The organism is Ferrimonas balearica DSM 9799 (assembly GCF_000148645.1).
Taxonomy (GTDB): domain Bacteria; phylum Pseudomonadota; class Gammaproteobacteria; order Enterobacterales; family Shewanellaceae; genus Ferrimonas; species Ferrimonas balearica.
On sequence record NC_014541.1, the window covers coordinates 2,288,062 to 2,305,908 of the forward strand.

The window sequence follows — 17,847 nt, forward strand, 5'->3', positions numbered from 1 at the left end:
TCCCGGCCTCGTTATTCCTTCAGTGCTTGTATGGTCTGGATCAGGTCCTCGACCTCAGCGTCGCTCAGCTGCACAACCGGCATTACCGGCGGATAGCCCTCAACCAACTCAGCCGATGGGTCGATGATGGCCCGCCGCAGGTAGTCGGTATCCGCCAACACCGTGGTGCCGTCGACCAGGGTTCTCTCGCTGTCAGCCAGTCCAGCCCAGCTTGGCCCCAACAGTGTCGAACCATCGACGCTGTGGCAGGCAAGGCAGCCCTTGGCCTGCGCCAGTTCCATGCCGGTCAGCGCTGGCGCAGCAGGCTCACTGCTGGCAGCGCCAGAGACGGGTACCGGTGTCGCGGGTTCGGGGTCCATCAGCGCCGCCCCGCCCTTCTCTTTCATATAGGCGATCAACGCGGCGATCTGTTGATCGGACAGATCGTAGGGGGGCATCACATTGGCGTAGCCCTCCACGATTCGGGCCGCGGGCTGGCGGATGGACTCGGTCAGGTAGGCCTCATCGGCGCTGAGTTCGGTGCCATCGGTAAACCGGGTCTGGCGGCCGTAGATCCCGGCCCAGCTCGGCCCCAGTGGACTGGCCGCAAAACCGTGGCAACCCATGCAGCCCTGCTCCGTAGCGAGCTTCTCCCCCTCCCGGGCCAGCGGACTCAGGCTGGTTTTCGCCAACGCTTGCTGCGCCTCGGCAAAGGTGGGTTGCTGTGCCAGCCAGAGGTCATACTCGGCCTCAGGCTGCACCACCACTTTGCCGCGCATGTTGAAATGCCCCACCCCGCAATATTCAGCGCAGAGGATCTCAAACTCCCCGGCCACCGTGGGGGTAAACCAGAACGAGGAAACGATGCCCGGCACCGCGTCCATCTTGGTGCGGAACTGGGGCACGTAGAAGTTGTGCAGAACATCCAGGGAACGGAGCTGAGCGTGAACCGGTTGGTTCAGCTCCAGATGCAGAATGGGGGTTTGAATCAGCCGGTCGTCCTGGCTGGCTGGATCAACGGGGTCGAGGCCGAAAGGATTGTCGGCGCTGACCAGGCGGACGTTGGTCTTGCCCAACACGCCATCATCGCCGGGCAGACGAAAGGCCCAGCCCCACTGTTTGGCCATCGCCTCCACCGGCACCGCCTCATCGGGCACCGACACCACGTCGGAATACACATACAAGCCCGGTGCCAGCATCGCCACGATGCCCACGGCAGACAGCCCGGTCAGCCAGGCCTCCAGCTTTTTGTTTTCCGGCTCGTAATCGGCTTGCCGACCCGGGCGGTAGCGAAACTTGATGATCGCCAGCACGGTGAACAACATCACCGCCAGAAACACCACGCCGGTAACCAACAGGGTGATGCCAATGGTGAGGTCGATGTCGCCCCAGTTGCTGGCCAGCGGTGGCAGGTCCCAGGGGCCGACAAAGTGAAAAATCACCGACGCCACCAACACCAGGAACAGAACAATGGCAATGGCCATAGGCGTGCACTCTCCCGCAACATCGCGCCAGTGAGGCGCGGGCTCGGCAGCACCTGACATCCCTACGGTTCTTGGCTCTCCCAGCGGGTGCGCGCCGAAACATACTGAAGGCTAGGCACAATTTGGCGCTTTCGCTAGTGTGCAACTGCGCCGCAACCGCCGGGTTTCGAGCCGCCCTGGCCCATGGCACCACACCGGACGGCATTGGCTGCGACCGTTGCCAGACCACACAGCCCGGATTCAGGGCAACAAAAAAGGCGGCCCAATGGCCGCCTTTCTCTCAACAATCCGGGTTAACGTCGGGTGTAGAGCGCAAACGCCGGGTGGGCACGCAAGGTGTCCATGGAACCGCGCAGGCTGAAGTCGTAGCCACACAGTGAGAAGCTGCCCCGCATCGCCACATCAAACACGATCTCCGGGGTGTCCAGCGGCGAGAAGTAGGCGTAGTACATGTCATCGCCCCATACGTCCACTTTGACTGCGCGATAGCGATTGTCGTTATTAAACCGCATCTCGGCGCAGCTGCGGTCACCCTCGGCGGTCAGCAGCGACCACAACTCGCCGCGCGGCGCCTGGTCACCGGGCCACTTGACGATAAGGCCATCGTGATTCATCAGCAGTTCGTAGGTGTCCGGCATGGTCACGCTGTGCTGGAACTCCGGCGCATCGGCATTGACCACCGGTTGCTCCACCGGAGGCTTAGCCACTTCCGCCACGGGTTCGGATTTGGGCCAGAGCGCCAGCGCCGCCATGGACAGCACCAGGATACCGGACAAACTCGCCACCACCTTGCCATGCTCCCGCAGCAGGGGCATCAGGTTACCGGCCAGCGAACCCAAGCGTTGGCCCAGGCTTGGGCCACTGGGCGCATCGTCCCAGTAACTGGCGGCGGCTTCCGGTTCACGCTCCGCCATCTGCGGCACCACCGGCGCGGAGCCGTCCATGGACGGTTCTACCCGCTGGCGGGCGCCACCGGATGTTTCCGCCAGTGGCGACAGGTCTACAGGGCCACTGTAGCCCATGGCACCCTCCGAACCGGGCGCATAGCGGGCACGTTGGCGGCTCTCCGGCAACGCAGCCAGAGCGCCCATGCTGATCAGAAACAGGGCTGTGGCGGCCATGGCGCCGATGCCATAAGGCTGGGCAGCCTGTGCCGCAGCCTGTACCAGCCAGAGCGCCAGCGGCGCGAACACCAAAGGACCGGAACGGCCAGCGTCATTGAGACGACGGCGGGCACTGGCCAGGGAAACGGCCGCCATCGGCAGCGCCATCACGGCGGCCACCACGGCACGAACGGTGGAAGATGCGTGGACAAACAATGCCAGAACAATCAGGAACAGCCCAACCAGGGACAGACCCACCAGAGCAGTACGGACTCTGCTGTCCCGGCCCTGGTTACAAAAAAGCGACTTCAGCAATGGCACAGAAAATCCTCGAATCACAGAGACTAACGGGGGATAGGCTGAGCCTACCGGATCCGGCCCGGTAAGTCAGCGGGCCGCGCGGAGCGACCAGGGGCGCGGCTTCAGTCCTCGCGGATCTGAACGGTAAACACCGGCACCGGCACCACCACGCTCTGCACCGCCTTGTGCAGCCAGGCCAGCTCATTGCGGTAGCGCCCGGTGGTGGAGAAATAACAGAGTTGCAGCTGGAACAGGCCGTCGTCGTACCCGCAGGTGACGATCTCGGTCTGAACGTCGGGATGATCAACATAAGCCCCCAGCGCGCGTTCCACGCCGGCCACGTGTTCCGGAGCCAGCTCAAAGGAAACGTCGATGCGCATCAGGGAGAATGGCGCCTGGGGTTTGGCGTCAAACGGATCAGGGGTCATGGGCATTTCCGGCTGCAATCAACTGGGACTAGTGTACCCCAACAAACGGGGGAAGAAAGGGCCGCGGGGCGCGGTTGTTTATCCCGCGTTCAACCGGGCAAATTCGATGCATTTTTCACCACCAATGAACGGAGTTTGCTCAGCTTTTGAGCGGTCGATGAAACAGCGCAATTTCGGGGCGATTTTGACTGGCACCGACCTCCCCTTGGGAGTAGACTTGCGCGCCCTTTTGGCAGACAACGTAGGATCAGATGGCACAGCAATTCGAACTGGTGGCGATCGAGGGCAATATCGGTGTGGGCAAGTCCACCCTGGTGCCCAAATTGGTAGAGCGGTTGAACGAAATGGACAGCCGCCCGTGGAAGATGATTCTGGAAGACGTGGACAGCAACCCGGAGTTCCAGCGTCTGCTCGCGGCCTTTACCCAGGACCCGAGCCAGCGCATCGCTTTCCAGCGTTTTATTACCAATCATCGTGCCGAGCTGTGCAAGGATCTGGACCCGGCTTACAACTACGTGCTGGAGCGCTCTCTGTACTCTGACCTGGTGTTCTGCCAGGCCAACCTGCAGGAAGCCTGCCGCCCGGACGGCGCCGATCTGACCTACTACTACGACATCTGGGACAAGCTGGATGCGTACCCGCAGGTGACCTCCGTGGTGTACCTGCGCTCCGAGCCCCTGCTGTCCTATCAGCGTATGCTGCAGCGTGCCCGCAGTGCAGAAGACGGCACCAGCTACCACTACATCAAGCTGCTGTCAGACTGCCATGACACCTTCCTGCCCCACATCTGCCGGCAGAAGGACACCATGTTGCTGACCGAAGACTGGAGCCACTTCGGCTGCCACGACCGGGTTGCCCGCCGCATCCTGCACAAGCTGTAATGCCCCAAAACGCCGTCGATAAGACGGCGTTTTTGATTCCGGGTTCCGGGCGACAGCGCGCCAGTAAAAACCGGACGCATGCTGCTACGACGCTGATGGGCTCCACAACGCCGTCGACCCGCATTACCATGATGCTTGACGCCAATGGGCCGCCACCTATGCTTCGGCCCAATAGCCCCTTTTTTTACCGTGCAGCATCGCTGCCTCAGGACACCCGATGACTTTGTCGCCCCCTGCCCTGCCCACCGCCGCCATTGAGGACGCCTGCGAATGGGCCATTGGCCACGGTATGGCGCTTAAGACCGCGCCCGGCATGGCGCGCCACTGTGCCTTCAGTCTGGCACCGGTGGCGATCAGTGCAGAGCGCTACCACACCCTGATGACCGTGACGCCATTGATCGCCCGGTTGGTCAATGGCATTGCCGAAGACCCGTTGTTTCTGCAACAGGCCCTGACCCCCATGGCCAAGGCAGACCCGTTCTTTGGCCACCTTCTGCGTCTGCACCGCCGCTTGCACGGCGGACTGGCCCAGCCGAAAACCCCGGCACGCCTGCCACTGCTTATCCTGCGCACCGACTATATGGATGACCAGGTACTCGGCCCACAGGTGATCGAGTTCAACGGCATCGCGGCGGGCATGGGCCCCTTCGGACAACGGGTCAGCGAACTGCATCACCACCTGCGGCAACACACCCCGGAGGTTTACCGGCAATGGGCCGAACACCCCGATGCGGAAGCGGTGGAAAATGCCGCCCTGACCCAGCTGGCCCAGGCCATCGCCGCCGTGGCGCGCCGGATGCGAATCGAGTCCGGCGAGGCGGGTGCGCCCACCTTTGTGATGGTGGTGCAGGAGCATGAGGACAACGTCTACGACCAACGGTTGCTGAGTGAGGCACTGCAGGAGATGGGGATCCGCACCCTGCGCCGGACCTTCCGCCAGTTGCACGGCACCCTCAGCACCGGACCGGACCAGCGGTTGCTGCTGGACGACGTGGGGGGCATCGACGTGGTCTATCTGCGGGCGGGCTACCAGTACGGCGATTACTTCGCCACTGACCTGGAAGAACAAGCCTGCTGCGAGGCCCTGACCCAGACCCGCGAATTGATCGAACAGCATCGGGTGGCCGTGAATGCCACGGTCAGTCAGCAACTGGCCACCAGCAAAACCGTGCAGATGCTGCTGAGTCAGATGAGCCCGGAACAGATGGGACGGTGGGGGCTGACGCCGACGCAAGCGCGCCAGGTCAAATCACTGCTGGCGCCGATGAAACCGGTCAACGCCGACATCATCACCCACTTTGCCCAGGGGTATGATCCAACCCAGTGGGTGTTAAAGAATCAGGGTGAAGGGGGTGGCCACTGTCTGTTTGGTGATGCCATCCAGCCACGACTTAACGCCATGGATCCGGCGGAGTACGACGCCTGGGCCCTGATGTGGCGGCTGCATCCGGCTCTGCGTAACCGGCCCACCATCGCGGTGCGCGATGGCGTTGCCCGTCAGGTCGACAACCTGGTCAGCGAGCTGGGTCTGTTCACCGTCCATTTCAACGGTCAGCCGATGAGCCCGTACAACGGTTACTGCGGCTACCTTATCCGCAGCAAGCCCGCGGATGAAAACGAAGGCGGTGTCCACAGCGGGCAAGGGATGCTGGATTCCCTGACCCTGCTGCCCTGAGCCCAACGCCGAAATAGAAACGGCCCCCAAAGCGGGGGCCGTTTTGCGTTAGCTCGCGTGGGCCAGCAATGGCGCCACCACCCGGGGCATCACCCCCTGCACTCTGGCGATCGCCACACCGTAGTTGGTGATGGGCACCCCGCGGCGCTGGCACTCCCGCAGACGGCGGACCATCTCTGCGCGGTTAAACATGCAGGCACCGCAGTGCAGCACCAGAGCATAGGACTCGAGGTCATCGGGAAAGTCGTGACCGGCCACCACATCAAACTCCAACGCCTTACCGCTGTACTGGCGCACCAACGCGGGCAGCTTGACCCGGCCAATGTCCTCATCCTGCACATGATGGCTGCACGCCTCGGCAATCAGGATTCGGTCGCCATCTTTCAGCTTGTCCAGCGCGTAGGCGCCCTCCACCATCGGCCGCAGCTCGCCTTTAAAGCGGGCAAACAGACTGGAGAAGGTGGTCAGCGGCACACTGTCCGGCACCAGTGGCGCAACGGTTTTGATCGCCTGCGCATCGGTCACCACCAGTGCCGGCGGTCGACGCAGCATCGCCAGGGTTTGCGCCAGTTCCGTCTCTTTGCAGATCAGGGCGGTGGCGTTGTTATCCAGCGCTTCACGCAGGATCTGAACCTGGGGCAGGATCAGCCGCCCTTTGGGCGCGGCCATATCGATGGGCACGACGCACACGATGGTGTCGCCAGGCCCGTAGCAGTCTGCCGCCAGATTGGGCTTGGCTTTCAGCTCCTCCGGCGCCAGTTGGTAGAGGGTCTGGCAGATCATCGTACGGCCCTGCCCCGCCACCGAGCTGGCCAGCTCAACCGGCAACTGGTGGCTCTGGCACCAGGCCAGGTCCGCCTCAGAGGGGGATTGCAGGTCGGTTTTATTGAACACCAGCAGCATCGGCAGGCCGAGGGCCAGCTGCTGTTCGATAAAGGCCCGGTCTGGGGCGGTGATGCCCTGCTCATCCACCACATAGAGCGCCATGTCGGCACGATTCAGCGCCTTGTGGGTCGCGGCCACCCGCAGTTCACCCAGTTCACCCTCATCGTCGATACCGGCAGTATCGATAAAGGTGACCGGTCCCAGCGGCAGCAACTCAAAGGGTTTGTTTACCGCATCGGTGGTGGTGCCCGCAGTATCGGAGACGATCGACACCGCCTGGCCGGTCAACAGGTTCAGCAGCGAGGATTTACCGGCGTTACGGCGGCCCACCAGGGCGATGTGGTAACGCATGCCCCGGGGGGCCTGATCGGTCACGGCATTACACATATTGGGTCCTCAGACTGTCACCACGGCCGTTACTGGGATGACGGCCGGTGGCGGCAATGGCGTTGCGCAGCGCCTTGACCCGGGACTCCAGGGTCAGGGTACTGCTGTTTTTGCCCGGATAGATGCCGTAGCAGTCGTACACGTTCTCCGGGGTAAATGACGGCATCACGACGTTGCAGCCCCGGGTCAACGCCTGCTCGCGGGAGCCGGGTTCCAGCGCTTCCAGCGAACTGGTGGCGGGAATGTTGGCGCCGGGGTTCATCAGCCGCAGTAACGCGCTGACCCGGTGACTCTGCAACACACTGCCGTTGCGGGCCTGTCCCAGTGGGGTTTGCGGATGCGCCACGAAGGGGCCGCAGGCCAACATGTCCAGCTCCAGCTCGGTCAGGGTCAACAGGTCATCTGCCAGCATGCTGTCGGTCATTCCGGGCAGGCCGGTGATGATGCCGCTGCCGGTCTGGTAACCGAGCCGCTTCAGCGTCAGCAGGCGGTTAATGCGGGCATCGAAGTCCGCCCCCGGGCGCAGTTGGCTGAACAGCATCCGGTTGAAGGTTTCCATCTTCAGCAGGTAGCGGTCAGCACCGGCATCGCGCCAGGCTTGCAGCTCCTCGGTATGACGGTCGCCCAGCGACAACGTGATGGCCACGTTGGCCCGCGCCTTGATTTCGGCAATCACCCGACGGATATCATCCAGGCGATAGCGATAATCGTCACCGGATTGCAGCACGATCGAGCCCATTCCCAGCCGGATCGCGGTTTCTGCCGCCTCAATAATGCAGGCTTCGCTTAACCGGTAACGACGCGCCGCCCGGTTACTGCGGCGTAAGCCGCAGTAGTGGCAGTCATGGCGACACAGGTTTGAGAACTCAACGATGCCGCGCAGGTAGACCTGATCGGAAAACACCGCGCGGGTGAGGATGTCCGCCTGGCTGAACAGCCATTGATCATCCTCTCCGCCCAACAGGCTCATCAGCTGTTTTTTGCTCAGCTTCAGAGGCTGAATTCGACTGTCCGGACTCATTCCCGTACCTCCCCGTTGCGGGCGCAGTTGAGGGCGGAGCGGCACTCGGCCACATGGCGATAACAGGCCCGCTCCCAGACGGAGGTCTGTTCATCCGGTTCGGCACCGGACAACCACTCCTCCACCTGCCCTTCCGCCAATCCGCCCAGTACCAGCCAAATCCCTTCGGCGGCGGGCACCAGGCAGTGGGCGTAGTGGCCGACGATCAGCTGGTCATCGCAGATCAGCACCGGTTGCGTCGGCAACTGGTCGCTCTGCACCCACATCACCTTCTCCAGGTAACGGGATTGCAGGTCGGCGCACCAGTTGTCGGATTGACGCACCAGTTCGGCCCGCTCCTCATCACTGAGCTGAGGCCGCAGCATCTGTTCGAATGCGGCCAGCCACGGGCCGACGCCACTGGAGATCACGATCAGTCGGGCCAGATCGCCGCTGGCCAGTTGCCGCTCCAGTGCCTCGCCAATGGCGTTGGTGGCAAAGTTGCTGTAGAGCGCGGCATGCAGGAGCACGGTGCAGCTGGACTCGATCGCCTCAATCAGGGCTTCCGGGTCCAACCCCACCCAACCCGCCAGTGCGCCTTCCGGTGGCGTGGCGGGGCCGTTCATAGATAGATGTCCCGCACGCCTTCGTCGGTCTGACTCAGGCACTGGCTGACATTGCGGCGACGGGCCGGGCTCATCTTGCCCAGTTCCGAGTCGATCAGCGCGTTGCCGGCATCCCGGGTCGCGTCGCTGGCGTGGTCATTCAGATATTCCCGGAAGGTGATCAGCGCATTGGGCTGACAGAACTTGCTGATGAACTGCTGTTTGGCCAGGCCCATAAAGTGGTCACCGGTGCGGCCCTTGCGGTAACAGCCGGTACAGAAGGATGGGATGGCGCCGGATTCGGTCACCAGTTCATAGATGATGTCGTCCATCGGACGGTGGTCGCCCAGGGTGAACTGTGCGGCATCGTCGTGCTTCTGTTCAGCGGCCTGATAGCCGCCCGGATCGGTGCGGGAGCCGGCGCTGATCTGAGATACGCCCAACTCCAGCAACTCCTTACGCAGCGCGGCGCTCTCCCGGGTGCTCATGATCAGGCCGGTGTATGGCACCGCCAGACGGGTGATGGCAACGATGCGCTTAAAGGTCTGATCATCCACCTCATACGGCGGACGCTCGGACAGTTCTGAACCATGAGCGGGCTCGATACGCGGGAAGGAGATGGTGTGCGGGCCAACGCCACAGTCACGCTCAAGCACTTCAACGTGGCGCAGCATCGCCAGCAGCTCAAAGCGGTGGTCGTACAGGCCAAACAGCGCGCCGATGCCAACGTCATCGATGCCCGCTTCCATGGCGCGGTGCATGGCATACAGGCGGTACAGATAGTCGGTCTTTTTGCCTTTCTTGTGCACCGTGCTGTAGGTGTCCGGATGGTAGGTTTCCTGGAAACACTGGTAGGTGCCGATGGCGGCGGTTTTCAGCACCTTAAAATCTTCGATGCTCATCGGCGCGCAGTTCACGTTGATGCGGCGGATGTTGCTGCCCGGGGCCAGCTTGACGTCGTACATGGTCTTGATGCTGTCGACGATGGCCTGGGCGTTGTTGCGGGGGTGCTCACCGTACACGGCAAGCAGGCGCTTATGGCCCATACCCAGCAGTACCTCAACCTCTTTGCGGATCTCGTCCTGGTCGAGGGTTTTGCGCTTTAGTCCGTGATTATCGGCGTTAAAGCCACAGTAGCTGCAGCTGTTGGCGCAATGGTTGGAAACGTAAAGCGGGGCAAACAGCACAATGCGGTTGCCGTAGATGGTGTCCTTAACCTGGCGCGCCAAATCAAACATCTGGGCGTCGAGGTCGGCATGGGGGTTTTGCAGCAGGATGGCCGCGTCGGTCAGGCTGAGGCCCTGGCATTTGGACGCCTTGACCAGCACCTCAAGCACCTGGTCGCGACTCGGTGCGGCGTGGTCGTTCAAGGTGGCCCAGATGGCGTCGGCGTTGATAAAGCTGGTGGTGGGGTCGTAATCGCGGATGTGCAGTTCGTGATGCGCGGACATGAAACCTTCTCAGTTCGACAGACGGTCAAAAAACAGCAGCCAGGGCGCTGGCTGCTGTCAGATGGGTGACTCAATAGCGGAGGATCACTTGGCCGGTTCGCCGTTGGCGTGAATCGGCACGATCTCCTCTTCCACCCACAGCGGGGTGTATTCCGCGGCATCGTGGTAAGGCACTTTGCCGTGAATCATCATCGCTTTGAAATCGTCGAAGCGGTAAACCGCCAGGAACAGGTGAACCGGCAGGAACGCGGTCAGCACCAGGCCGGAAACCAGGTGGCCCATGCCCAGCACGTAGGTCACATCACGGGGCATGGCGTGCGGAACCAGCCACAGCAGCAGTCCGGAGAAGATCAGGATGGTGCCACCGATCAGAACACAAGCACCGAACAGCTTCTGGCCGGAGTTGTACTTGTTCATCGGCGGAACCGGCACCTTCTTACCCAGCAGGAACTTCTGCGGGTAGCCGCCCAGCACCATAAACCACTTCACGTCGCGGTCGGAGAACGAGAACACGCGGGCAATAAACAGCACCACGCGGTCAAACGCGATCAGGGTGAAGGCGATGGCATCCAGCGCCATTACCACACCGGCGACGATATGAATGTCGTAGGTCAGGGCCATGCCAGCTTCGGACAGCGGCTTAAAGAACAGCAGCAGGCCAGTGGCTGCCAGCGGCAGGAAGCTCAGCAGCAGGACGTAGTGGAAAATACGCACACTCAGGGGGTGCTTGAGAATGGGACGGGTGTCGTGACTCATGGTTACTCCCTCAACCTTTCAGTTTGGTGCGATCGATAAAGTGGGTGTGAAGCAGTTCGTGGGAGGTGTGGCCCAGGGGCTTACCACCGAACTCTTCGTAGTACTTGGCCACGGCCGGGTTGGCATGGCTCACCCGCAATGCGGCAATGGCGTCGTCCTTGTACAGGCCAGCAGTACGCGCATTGATGTAGTCGTTACGGCTCTGGATGCGGCTGGCGATCCAACCGATCGGCAGGGCCAGGGCCGCCATAAAGGCCGCGCCCACAGCCATAAATTTGCGACGGGACAGGAAGAAACTGTCTTCGACGAATTCGTAGGTTTTCTTACTCATAATGCTGTCCTATCAGATGTTGCCAACCCAGGAGGAACCACTGCGATCAATGGGCTGACCGCCACCGTTTACGCAACCACCAGCGCAGTTCATCACTTCGATGAAGTGGTAGTCGGAGGTGCCCGCCATGATGTCGTTGAGCAGCGGCTCAACGTTGTTGCCCATGTCGTGTACCACCGCCACTTTAACGGTGACGTTCTGGCCCAGATGTTTGTCGAACAGCGTGATTTCAGCGTCTTTTACGCCCTGCAGACCACGAACCGGCTCCAGTTCAAGGCGAGCCATCTCTTCGCCGGTCAGCACTTTGTGAGCGGTACGTACGGCCGCTTCCATCACACCGCCGGTCGCACCAAAGATGGTGCCTGCACCGGTGTACTCAGCAAACAGACTGTCACCATCGAACTCATCAGCGGTGGCCAGATCGATGTTGAGCAGCTTCAGCAACTGGGACATCTCACGGGTGGTCAGTACCGCATCCACATCCTGGTAGGAATCGGCGTGGCGGCCATGCTCTTTGTGGTAGCTCCAGGCGTCGTTGAATTCCGGACGGGACGCTTCCACTTTCTTGGCGGTACAGGGCATCACGGAGACGGTGAAGATCTGTTCCGGGGCCATGTTGTACACCTTGGCGCCGTAGGTCTTGGCCACGGTGCCAGCCATCTGTTGCGGCGACTTGGCGGTAGACAGGTTCGGCAGCAGTGAGGGGTACTTGGTTTCCAGGTAACGTACCCAGGCCGGGCAGCAGGAGGTGAACTGGGGCAGCGCGCCCGCATCTTTATCGCCCTGCACATTGGCGTGCAGACGGTGAATGAACTCAGAGCCCTCTTCCATGATGGTGAGGTCAGCAGCGAAGTTACAGTCGAAGATCTTAAAGCCAGCCTGGTTCATGGCGCCGTACAGCTTCTTGGTCACCAGTTCGCCACGAGGCAGGCCAAACTCTTCACCAACCGCCACGCGCACGGCCGGGGCGATGATGCCCACGACGGTAGTGTTCTTGTCAGCCAGTTTCTTAATCACGGTTTCCAGTGCACTGTGGGTCTCTTCGATGGCATCGAAAGGACAGTTGATCATGCACTGACCACAACCAACGCATTTATCGTGGTCTACTCGGTGGGCTGCACCGGAAGCGCCTTCGATGGCGCCAGTGGGGCAGAATTTTTTGCAGGCGTCACAGCCTTTGCACTTGGCGGCCTGGATCTCGATGAGACCGGAGATCTCGCCAGGCTGATAGGTGGTGGCAGTCATTAGCGTAATGCGTTCCTTGTTGTGATTGTTTTTACCCAGCCCGGCGCATCGTTCATCACTCACACTGAACCCACCGAGTCGAGTGCGGCACACTTTAGGCGATTAACTGCTGTTCGAATTTTGCGTTAGGTCAAAACTCAGATCTGACCTGTTTAGATTTGACGATATTTGAGGAATTTTTAGCGTTAACGGCCACTTTTGAGGAAAAAATTTTCCCCTAATTCGCTGTTTTAAAAAGCACAATTAGAAAATGTGGACAAAAAGGCGGCAAACGCGCCCAAACTGGCGCAAGGTCTGGATAAGTCGAAGTTGTTGCGATCCGGCTGATGGTAATCTGACCAGATTGCGCAGATTTTGATATTTCGTATCACGCCAACGAGATTTCGTTTTATTGAATCCCAATCGTCGCCGATTCAAGGTTTTGACGTCATATCGGCCGGGTCAAAAGCCGCCCGCAGTACCTCAATAAAGGCCCGAACCGTGGCCGTTACATGGCGGTTCGGCGGATAGCAGGCCCAGATATCCTCCGGTTCGGGCGTAAACGCCGACAATACGGTGACCAGTCGCCCGCTACTGAGCGCCTCCTCCAGATAGTGAGCGGGCAGTTGCGCCAAACCGAGCCCCTGTTGGGCCGCCTCCAGGACCGCGACCCCGCTGTTGCAGCGAAATGCCCCGTTGACCTTGACCGTACGCGGCTGTCCCCCCACCCGGAATCGCCAGATGTCGGTGGTGCCCAACAGGCAACGGTGGCGGGCGATGTCACCAATGTCCTGAGGCGTCCCCGCCCGCTGCAGATAGGCGGGCGACGCGCACACCACCAGCTCCCGGCTGCCCAACCGCCGCGCCTTGAGGCTGGAATCGGGCAGCTCACCAATGCGGATCGCCAGATCCAGCCCCTCCTGAATCAGGTCCAGGCGCTGATTGCTGAGCACCATCTCGGCCTGCACTTCCGGGTAGTCGGCACAGAACTCAGCCAGCAACGGCGCCAGGCGCTGCTCACCGAAATTGACCGGCGCGGTCAGACGGAAGCGACCCCGTAACACGTCCTGCTGGTCACTCACCAAACGCTGAGCCTCCTCCAGCCCGTCCAGCAGCGGCCGGCAATGCTGATAGAGTTGCCGCCCCTGCTCCGTCAGGCTGACACGGCGGGTGGTGCGGTACAGCAACTGGCACCCCAGTCGAACCTCCAGAGCGGAGATCTGGCGGCTGACCTGGGCGGTAGAGATGCCAAGGCGCTGACCGGCCGCGGTGAAAGACTCCGTTTCAGCCACCGCAACAAACTCGTTGATGCCTTCCCATTTCGCCATGCTCACCTCCGGCTTTATTACGTGTTGGGTAACACTCTTGCGTTGAACTGCGGATTATTACCCGTTATCGCCCCAAAAGTTGGGGCAATGAGGCCCACATTATTACGTATTTGCAAAAGTCATTTTCATAATAGCCGGATTATCACATTCGGTGAGATCAATAGAATGGCGTCTATGCTTTTGGGGCGGCACTGATGCCCTCCCCCACGACCTATGGAGCCAGCTATGACCACCCCACAAACCATCAAGTCCAAAGCCGCCGTTGCCTGGGGCCCAGGCAAGCCCCTCTCCATCGAGACCGTCGATGTGGCACCGCCGAAAGCGGGCGAAGTGCGCATTAAGATCATCGCCACCGGTGTGTGCCATACCGACGCGTTTACCCTGTCCGGCGACGACCCGGAAGGCGTCTTCCCGGCCATTCTCGGCCATGAGGGTGGCGGCATTGTGGAGTCCATCGGTGAGGGCGTGACCAGCGTGGCGGTGGGAGACCATGTGATCCCGCTGTATACCCCCGAGTGCGGTGAGTGCAAATTCTGTCGCTCCGGCAAAACCAACCTGTGCCAGAAGATCCGCGAAACCCAGGGCAAGGGCCTGATGCCGGACGGCACCACCCGCTTCAGCAAAGATGGCGAACCGATCTACCACTATATGGGCTGCTCCACCTTCTCCGAGTACACCGTCTTGCCGGAGATCTCACTGGCTAAGGTGAACCCGGCCGCGCCCCTTGAGGAGGTGTGTCTGTTGGGTTGTGGTGTCACCACCGGCATGGGCGCCGTCACCAACACCGCCAATGTTCAGCCCGGTGATACCGTTGCGGTCTTTGGCCTGGGTGGCATCGGCCTGTCCGCCATTATTGGTGCCGCCATGGCCAAAGCGGGCCGCATCATCGCCATCGACATCAATGAGTCCAAGTTCGAATTGGCGCGCAAACTCGGTGCCACCGACTGCATCAATCCGAAGGACTACGACAAGCCCATTCAGGAAGTGATCGTCGAGATGACCGACGGCGGCGTCGACTTCTCCTTCGAGTGCATCGGTAACGTGCACGTGATGCGCAGCGCACTGGAGTGCTGCCACAAAGGTTGGGGTGAGTCCGTCATCATCGGCGTGGCCGGTGCCGGTCAGGAGATCAGTACCCGTCCGTTCCAGTTGGTGACCGGCCGGGTATGGCGCGGCAGTGCGTTCGGTGGCGTCAAAGGCCGCTCTGAACTGCCCCAGTACGTCGAGCGCTACCTGGCTGGCGAATTCAAGCTGGACGATTTCATCACCCACACCATGGGCCTGGATAAGATCAACGATGCCTTTGACCTGATGCACCAAGGCAAAAGCATCCGCAGCGTGATCCATTTCGACCAGTAACCACAGCATCTGACCGGCCCCGGCAAGGGGCCGGTTTTTGGGATCCCAATGAGCACATTGACTGAAATCAGCCGTCAGCGCAGTTTTGGTGGCTGGCACGCCCAGTACGCCTACGACTCCGAGGCCCTGAACAGCCGCACCCGGTTCGCCATCTTTCTGCCGCCCGGCGCCAGCCAGGCCAACCCGGTGCCGGTGTTGTACTGGTTGTCGGGACTCACCTGTACCGACGAGAACTTTATGCAGAAGGCCGCCGCCCAGCGGGTGGCCGCCGAACTGGGCCTCGCCATCGTCGCACCGGACACCAGCCCACGGGGCGAGGACGTCGCGGATAACCACGACTACGACCTGGGCCAGGGCGCCGGATTTTATCTGAACGCCACTGAGCCACCGTGGCAGGCGCACTACCAGATGGAGCGCTTTGTTACCGAGGAGCTGCCCGCCCGGATTGAGGCCCACTTCCCGGTCACCGACCGACGGGCCATCGCCGGGCACTCCATGGGCGGGCACGGCGCGCTGGTGCTGTCGCTGCGTCATCCGGGGCGGTACCGCTCAGTGTCCGCGTTCAGCCCCATCACCCACCCGGTGGCGGTGCCCTGGGGGCAAAAGGCGTTCAGCGCGTATCTCGGTGCCGACCGCGACCGTTGGCAGCAGTACGATGCGGCCTGCCTGATGCGCAAGGCCACACCGGATCAACACTGTCCGACGCTGGTCAGCCAGGGGCTGGCCGATGAGTTCCTCAACAGTCAGTTACAGCCCTGGCACCTGACCGAAGCCGCCGGGCACAGTGGCTACCCGCTGACGCTGGAGCAACACCCGGACTACGATCACAGCTACTACTTTATTGCCAGCTTTATTGAACAGCACCTTCGCTTTCATCAGGAGGTGCTGAGCGCCTGAACCGAGGCGCCATTAACCCGGAGGAGTCACCATGGCCGTTGGATTCAGCCGTGATGGCGCGGTCAATGATCAGATCGACGCCACCATCGAGGACGCCATTGCCCAGGCCCGTGCCCAACAGGCACACGGCACCAGTGCGCCGTTCTGTATCGAGTGTGATGAGCCCATCCCAGCGGCCCGTCGGCGGGCGCTGCCGGGCGTACAGCGCTGCGTCGCCTGCCAGTCGCAGGCCGATAGCCAGCAGCGCCGACACAGCCTGTTTAACCGCCGTGGCAGCAAAGACAGTCAGCTGCGATAGGAGTCACTATGGCCAAGATTTCGCTGGTGCCGGTCAGCGCTGAGCTGGAACCGGTTTACCACCAACTGGCGCAAGCCTATGAAGGGGAGTTTTCCCGGCTGACCCGGCGCAAACCGCAGCCGGATGGCCGCTTCCTGCACGATACTCAGCTGGGCGGTTCGGTACAGGGCTACCTGCTGTACCAGGGCAATAATCCGGTGGGGCTGAGTGCGGTGGAACACCGCCAGGGGGAACATCGCCAGACGGAACACGAGATCCGGGAGTTCTATGTGGTGCCATCCTGCCGGGGGGCTCAGCTGGGCAAGCGGTTTGCCCATGCCCTGTTCGATCTGGCTGCGGGGGTCTGGATCAGTAAGCAGATCAGCGGCGCCGATGCTGCTGTGCAGTTCTGGCGCCATACCATTGATGATTACAGCCACGGCGCCTTCGAAGAGGCGATGGTCACCGACCCCTATTGGGGGCCGGTAAACCAGTTTCGCTTCCGACGCCCTTAACGCTGCTGGCGCTGGTAAGCCTGCAGGGTGTTGCGCAGCAGGCAGGCGATGGTCATCGGGCCAACCCCACCGGGCACCGGCGTAATGGCCGAGGCGATCGGCGCCACTTCATCGAATGCCACATCGCCCACCAGCTTGGCTTTGCCGTCGCGCTCCACCCGGTTGATGCCCACATCCAGCACCACCGCACCGGGCTTCACCCAATCCGCGCGCACCAGCTCCGGGCGACCCACGGCGACAATCAGTACATCCGCCTGGCGGCACAGCGCTTCGATGTTCTCACTGCGCGAGTGCACCATGGTGACGGTGCAGTGCTGCTGAAGTGCCAACAGGGCCGCAGGTTTGCCAACGATGTTGGAGCGCCCCACCACCACCACGTGTTTGCCCGCCAGGGCATCACCCAGGGTGCGACGCAGCATGATCAGGCAGCCCAGCGGCGTGCAGGGCACCAACGCATCCGGCGCGCCCACCAGCAGGCGGCCGAGGTTTTCCGGATGAAATCCGTCCACATCCTTTTCCGGCGCAATAGCCTGCAACACTTTCTGTTCATCGATGTGCTTAGGCAGCGGCAGCTGCACCAGAATGCCATGCACATCGGGGTCATCGTTCAGGTCAACCAGCAAACCAAGCAGATCGGACTCCATGGTCTCTACCGGCAGGCGGTACTCGCGGCTGACGATGCCAGCCTGCTGGCACTTCAGCAGTTTGTTGCGCACGTACACCTGGCTGGCCGGGTCTTCGCCCACCAGCACCACCGCCAACCCCGGGATGGGTTGTCCGGCGGCCACCAGTTCACGAACCTGCTGGCCAATCTCTTCAACCACCTCATTGGCGATCGCCTTGCCATCGATCAACGTGGCGTCAGTCACACTCGGATTTGCTGTCATTGTTGTTCTCGTAGGGCAAACAAGCGGGCCAGCTTACTGGAGTTGCAGCGTCGCTGCATCGACGCCTGTCACACCCTGATAAAAGCTGGGATCCC

The 17,847-nt window shown here is 61.5% G+C and carries 18 protein-coding genes; 6 read left to right on the forward strand and 12 right to left on the reverse strand.

Annotated features, from left to right (window positions below; all coding sequences use genetic code 11):
• Window positions 1–11 precede the first annotated feature (11 nt).
• The 3 genes from FBAL_RS10400 to FBAL_RS10410 all read right to left on the reverse strand — a co-directional run bounded on the left by FBAL_RS10400 (window position 12) and on the right by FBAL_RS10410 (window position 3,294).
• Complete coding sequence (locus tag FBAL_RS10400) at window positions 12–1,463, reverse strand: c-type cytochrome (protein ID WP_013345553.1); 1,452 nt, start codon at window positions 1,461–1,463, stop codon at window positions 12–14.
• A gap of 293 nt (window positions 1,464–1,756) precedes the next feature.
• Window positions 1,757–2,881, reverse strand: a complete 1,125-nt coding sequence (locus FBAL_RS10405) for a DUF805 domain-containing protein (protein ID WP_171814262.1) — start codon at window positions 2,879–2,881, stop codon at window positions 1,757–1,759.
• Window positions 2,882–2,988: 107 nt separating this feature from the next.
• The gene (locus tag FBAL_RS10410; protein ID WP_013345555.1) at window positions 2,989–3,294 is read right to left on the reverse strand and encodes a hypothetical protein; all 306 of its coding nucleotides are present in this window, start codon (window positions 3,292–3,294) and stop codon (window positions 2,989–2,991) included.
• Window positions 3,295–3,545: 251 nt separating this feature from the next.
• Between FBAL_RS10410 and FBAL_RS10415 the strand changes: the two genes are divergently transcribed.
• Together FBAL_RS10415 and FBAL_RS10420 are read left to right on the forward strand one after the other, a co-directional pair.
• Window positions 3,546–4,175, forward strand: coding sequence for a deoxynucleoside kinase (locus tag FBAL_RS10415; protein ID WP_013345556.1), 630 nt, complete (start codon window positions 3,546–3,548; stop codon window positions 4,173–4,175).
• A gap of 217 nt (window positions 4,176–4,392) precedes the next feature.
• Window positions 4,393–5,850, forward strand: coding sequence for a glutathione synthase (locus FBAL_RS10420; RefSeq protein WP_013345557.1), 1,458 nt, complete (start codon window positions 4,393–4,395; stop codon window positions 5,848–5,850).
• A gap of 48 nt (window positions 5,851–5,898) precedes the next feature.
• Here the strand turns inward: FBAL_RS10420 and hydF are convergent, their stop codons facing one another.
• From hydF to FBAL_RS10460, 8 genes are all read right to left on the reverse strand, one after another.
• Window positions 5,899–7,122, reverse strand: a complete 1,224-nt coding sequence (gene hydF, locus FBAL_RS10425; protein ID WP_013345558.1) for a [FeFe] hydrogenase H-cluster maturation GTPase HydF — start codon at window positions 7,120–7,122, stop codon at window positions 5,899–5,901.
• The gene (gene hydE, locus FBAL_RS10430) at window positions 7,115–8,143 is read right to left on the reverse strand and encodes a [FeFe] hydrogenase H-cluster radical SAM maturase HydE (protein ID WP_013345559.1); all 1,029 of its coding nucleotides are present in this window, start codon (window positions 8,141–8,143) and stop codon (window positions 7,115–7,117) included. Before hydE ends, hydF begins: the two co-directional genes overlap by 8 nt.
• Window positions 8,140–8,748, reverse strand: coding sequence for a hypothetical protein (locus FBAL_RS10435; protein WP_013345560.1), 609 nt, complete (start codon window positions 8,746–8,748; stop codon window positions 8,140–8,142). Before FBAL_RS10435 ends, hydE begins: the two co-directional genes overlap by 4 nt.
• Entirely contained in the window at window positions 8,745–10,178 is a 1,434-nt protein-coding gene (gene hydG / locus FBAL_RS10440; protein ID WP_013345561.1) for a [FeFe] hydrogenase H-cluster radical SAM maturase HydG, read from the reverse strand. The genes FBAL_RS10435 and hydG overlap by 4 nt, the downstream gene beginning before the upstream one ends.
• 84 nt (window positions 10,179–10,262) lie before the next feature.
• Window positions 10,263–10,934, reverse strand: coding sequence for a cytochrome b/b6 domain-containing protein (locus FBAL_RS10445; RefSeq protein WP_013345562.1), 672 nt, complete (start codon window positions 10,932–10,934; stop codon window positions 10,263–10,265).
• A 10-nt stretch (window positions 10,935–10,944) separates the two neighbouring features.
• Window positions 10,945–11,265, reverse strand: coding sequence for an iron hydrogenase small subunit (locus FBAL_RS10450; protein ID WP_013345563.1), 321 nt, complete (start codon window positions 11,263–11,265; stop codon window positions 10,945–10,947).
• 12 nt (window positions 11,266–11,277) lie between these two features.
• Entirely contained in the window at window positions 11,278–12,510 is a 1,233-nt protein-coding gene (gene hydA, locus FBAL_RS10455; protein ID WP_013345564.1) for an iron hydrogenase large subunit HydA, read from the reverse strand.
• Window positions 12,511–12,923: 413 nt separating this feature from the next.
• The gene (locus FBAL_RS10460; RefSeq protein ID WP_013345565.1) at window positions 12,924–13,817 is read right to left on the reverse strand and encodes a LysR family transcriptional regulator; all 894 of its coding nucleotides are present in this window, start codon (window positions 13,815–13,817) and stop codon (window positions 12,924–12,926) included.
• A gap of 225 nt (window positions 13,818–14,042) precedes the next feature.
• Here FBAL_RS10460 and FBAL_RS10465 point away from each other — a divergent pair, with 225 nt between their 5' ends.
• From FBAL_RS10465 to FBAL_RS10480, 4 genes are read left to right on the forward strand one after another with little or no spacing between them, the layout of a single operon-like run.
• Window positions 14,043–15,176: an S-(hydroxymethyl)glutathione dehydrogenase/class III alcohol dehydrogenase gene (locus FBAL_RS10465; protein ID WP_013345566.1), complete on the forward strand. Its 1,134-nt coding sequence runs from the start codon at window positions 14,043–14,045 to the stop codon at window positions 15,174–15,176.
• Between the two features lie 48 nt (window positions 15,177–15,224).
• Entirely contained in the window at window positions 15,225–16,073 is an 849-nt protein-coding gene (fghA, locus tag FBAL_RS10470; protein ID WP_013345567.1) for an S-formylglutathione hydrolase, read from the forward strand.
• A 31-nt stretch (window positions 16,074–16,104) separates the two neighbouring features.
• On the forward strand, window positions 16,105–16,371 hold the full coding sequence (locus tag FBAL_RS10475) for a DksA/TraR family C4-type zinc finger protein (RefSeq protein WP_013345568.1): 267 nt from the start codon (window positions 16,105–16,107) through the stop codon (window positions 16,369–16,371).
• Between the two features lie 8 nt (window positions 16,372–16,379).
• Window positions 16,380–16,865, forward strand: a complete 486-nt coding sequence (locus tag FBAL_RS10480; RefSeq protein WP_013345569.1) for a GNAT family N-acetyltransferase — start codon at window positions 16,380–16,382, stop codon at window positions 16,863–16,865.
• On the opposite strand, the gene folD is transcribed toward FBAL_RS10480, so the two are convergent.
• The gene (gene folD, locus FBAL_RS10485; RefSeq protein WP_013345570.1) at window positions 16,862–17,752 is read right to left on the reverse strand and encodes a bifunctional methylenetetrahydrofolate dehydrogenase/methenyltetrahydrofolate cyclohydrolase FolD; all 891 of its coding nucleotides are present in this window, start codon (window positions 17,750–17,752) and stop codon (window positions 16,862–16,864) included. The genes FBAL_RS10480 and folD overlap by 4 nt on opposite strands.
• Window positions 17,753–17,847: the final 95 nt, after the last annotated feature.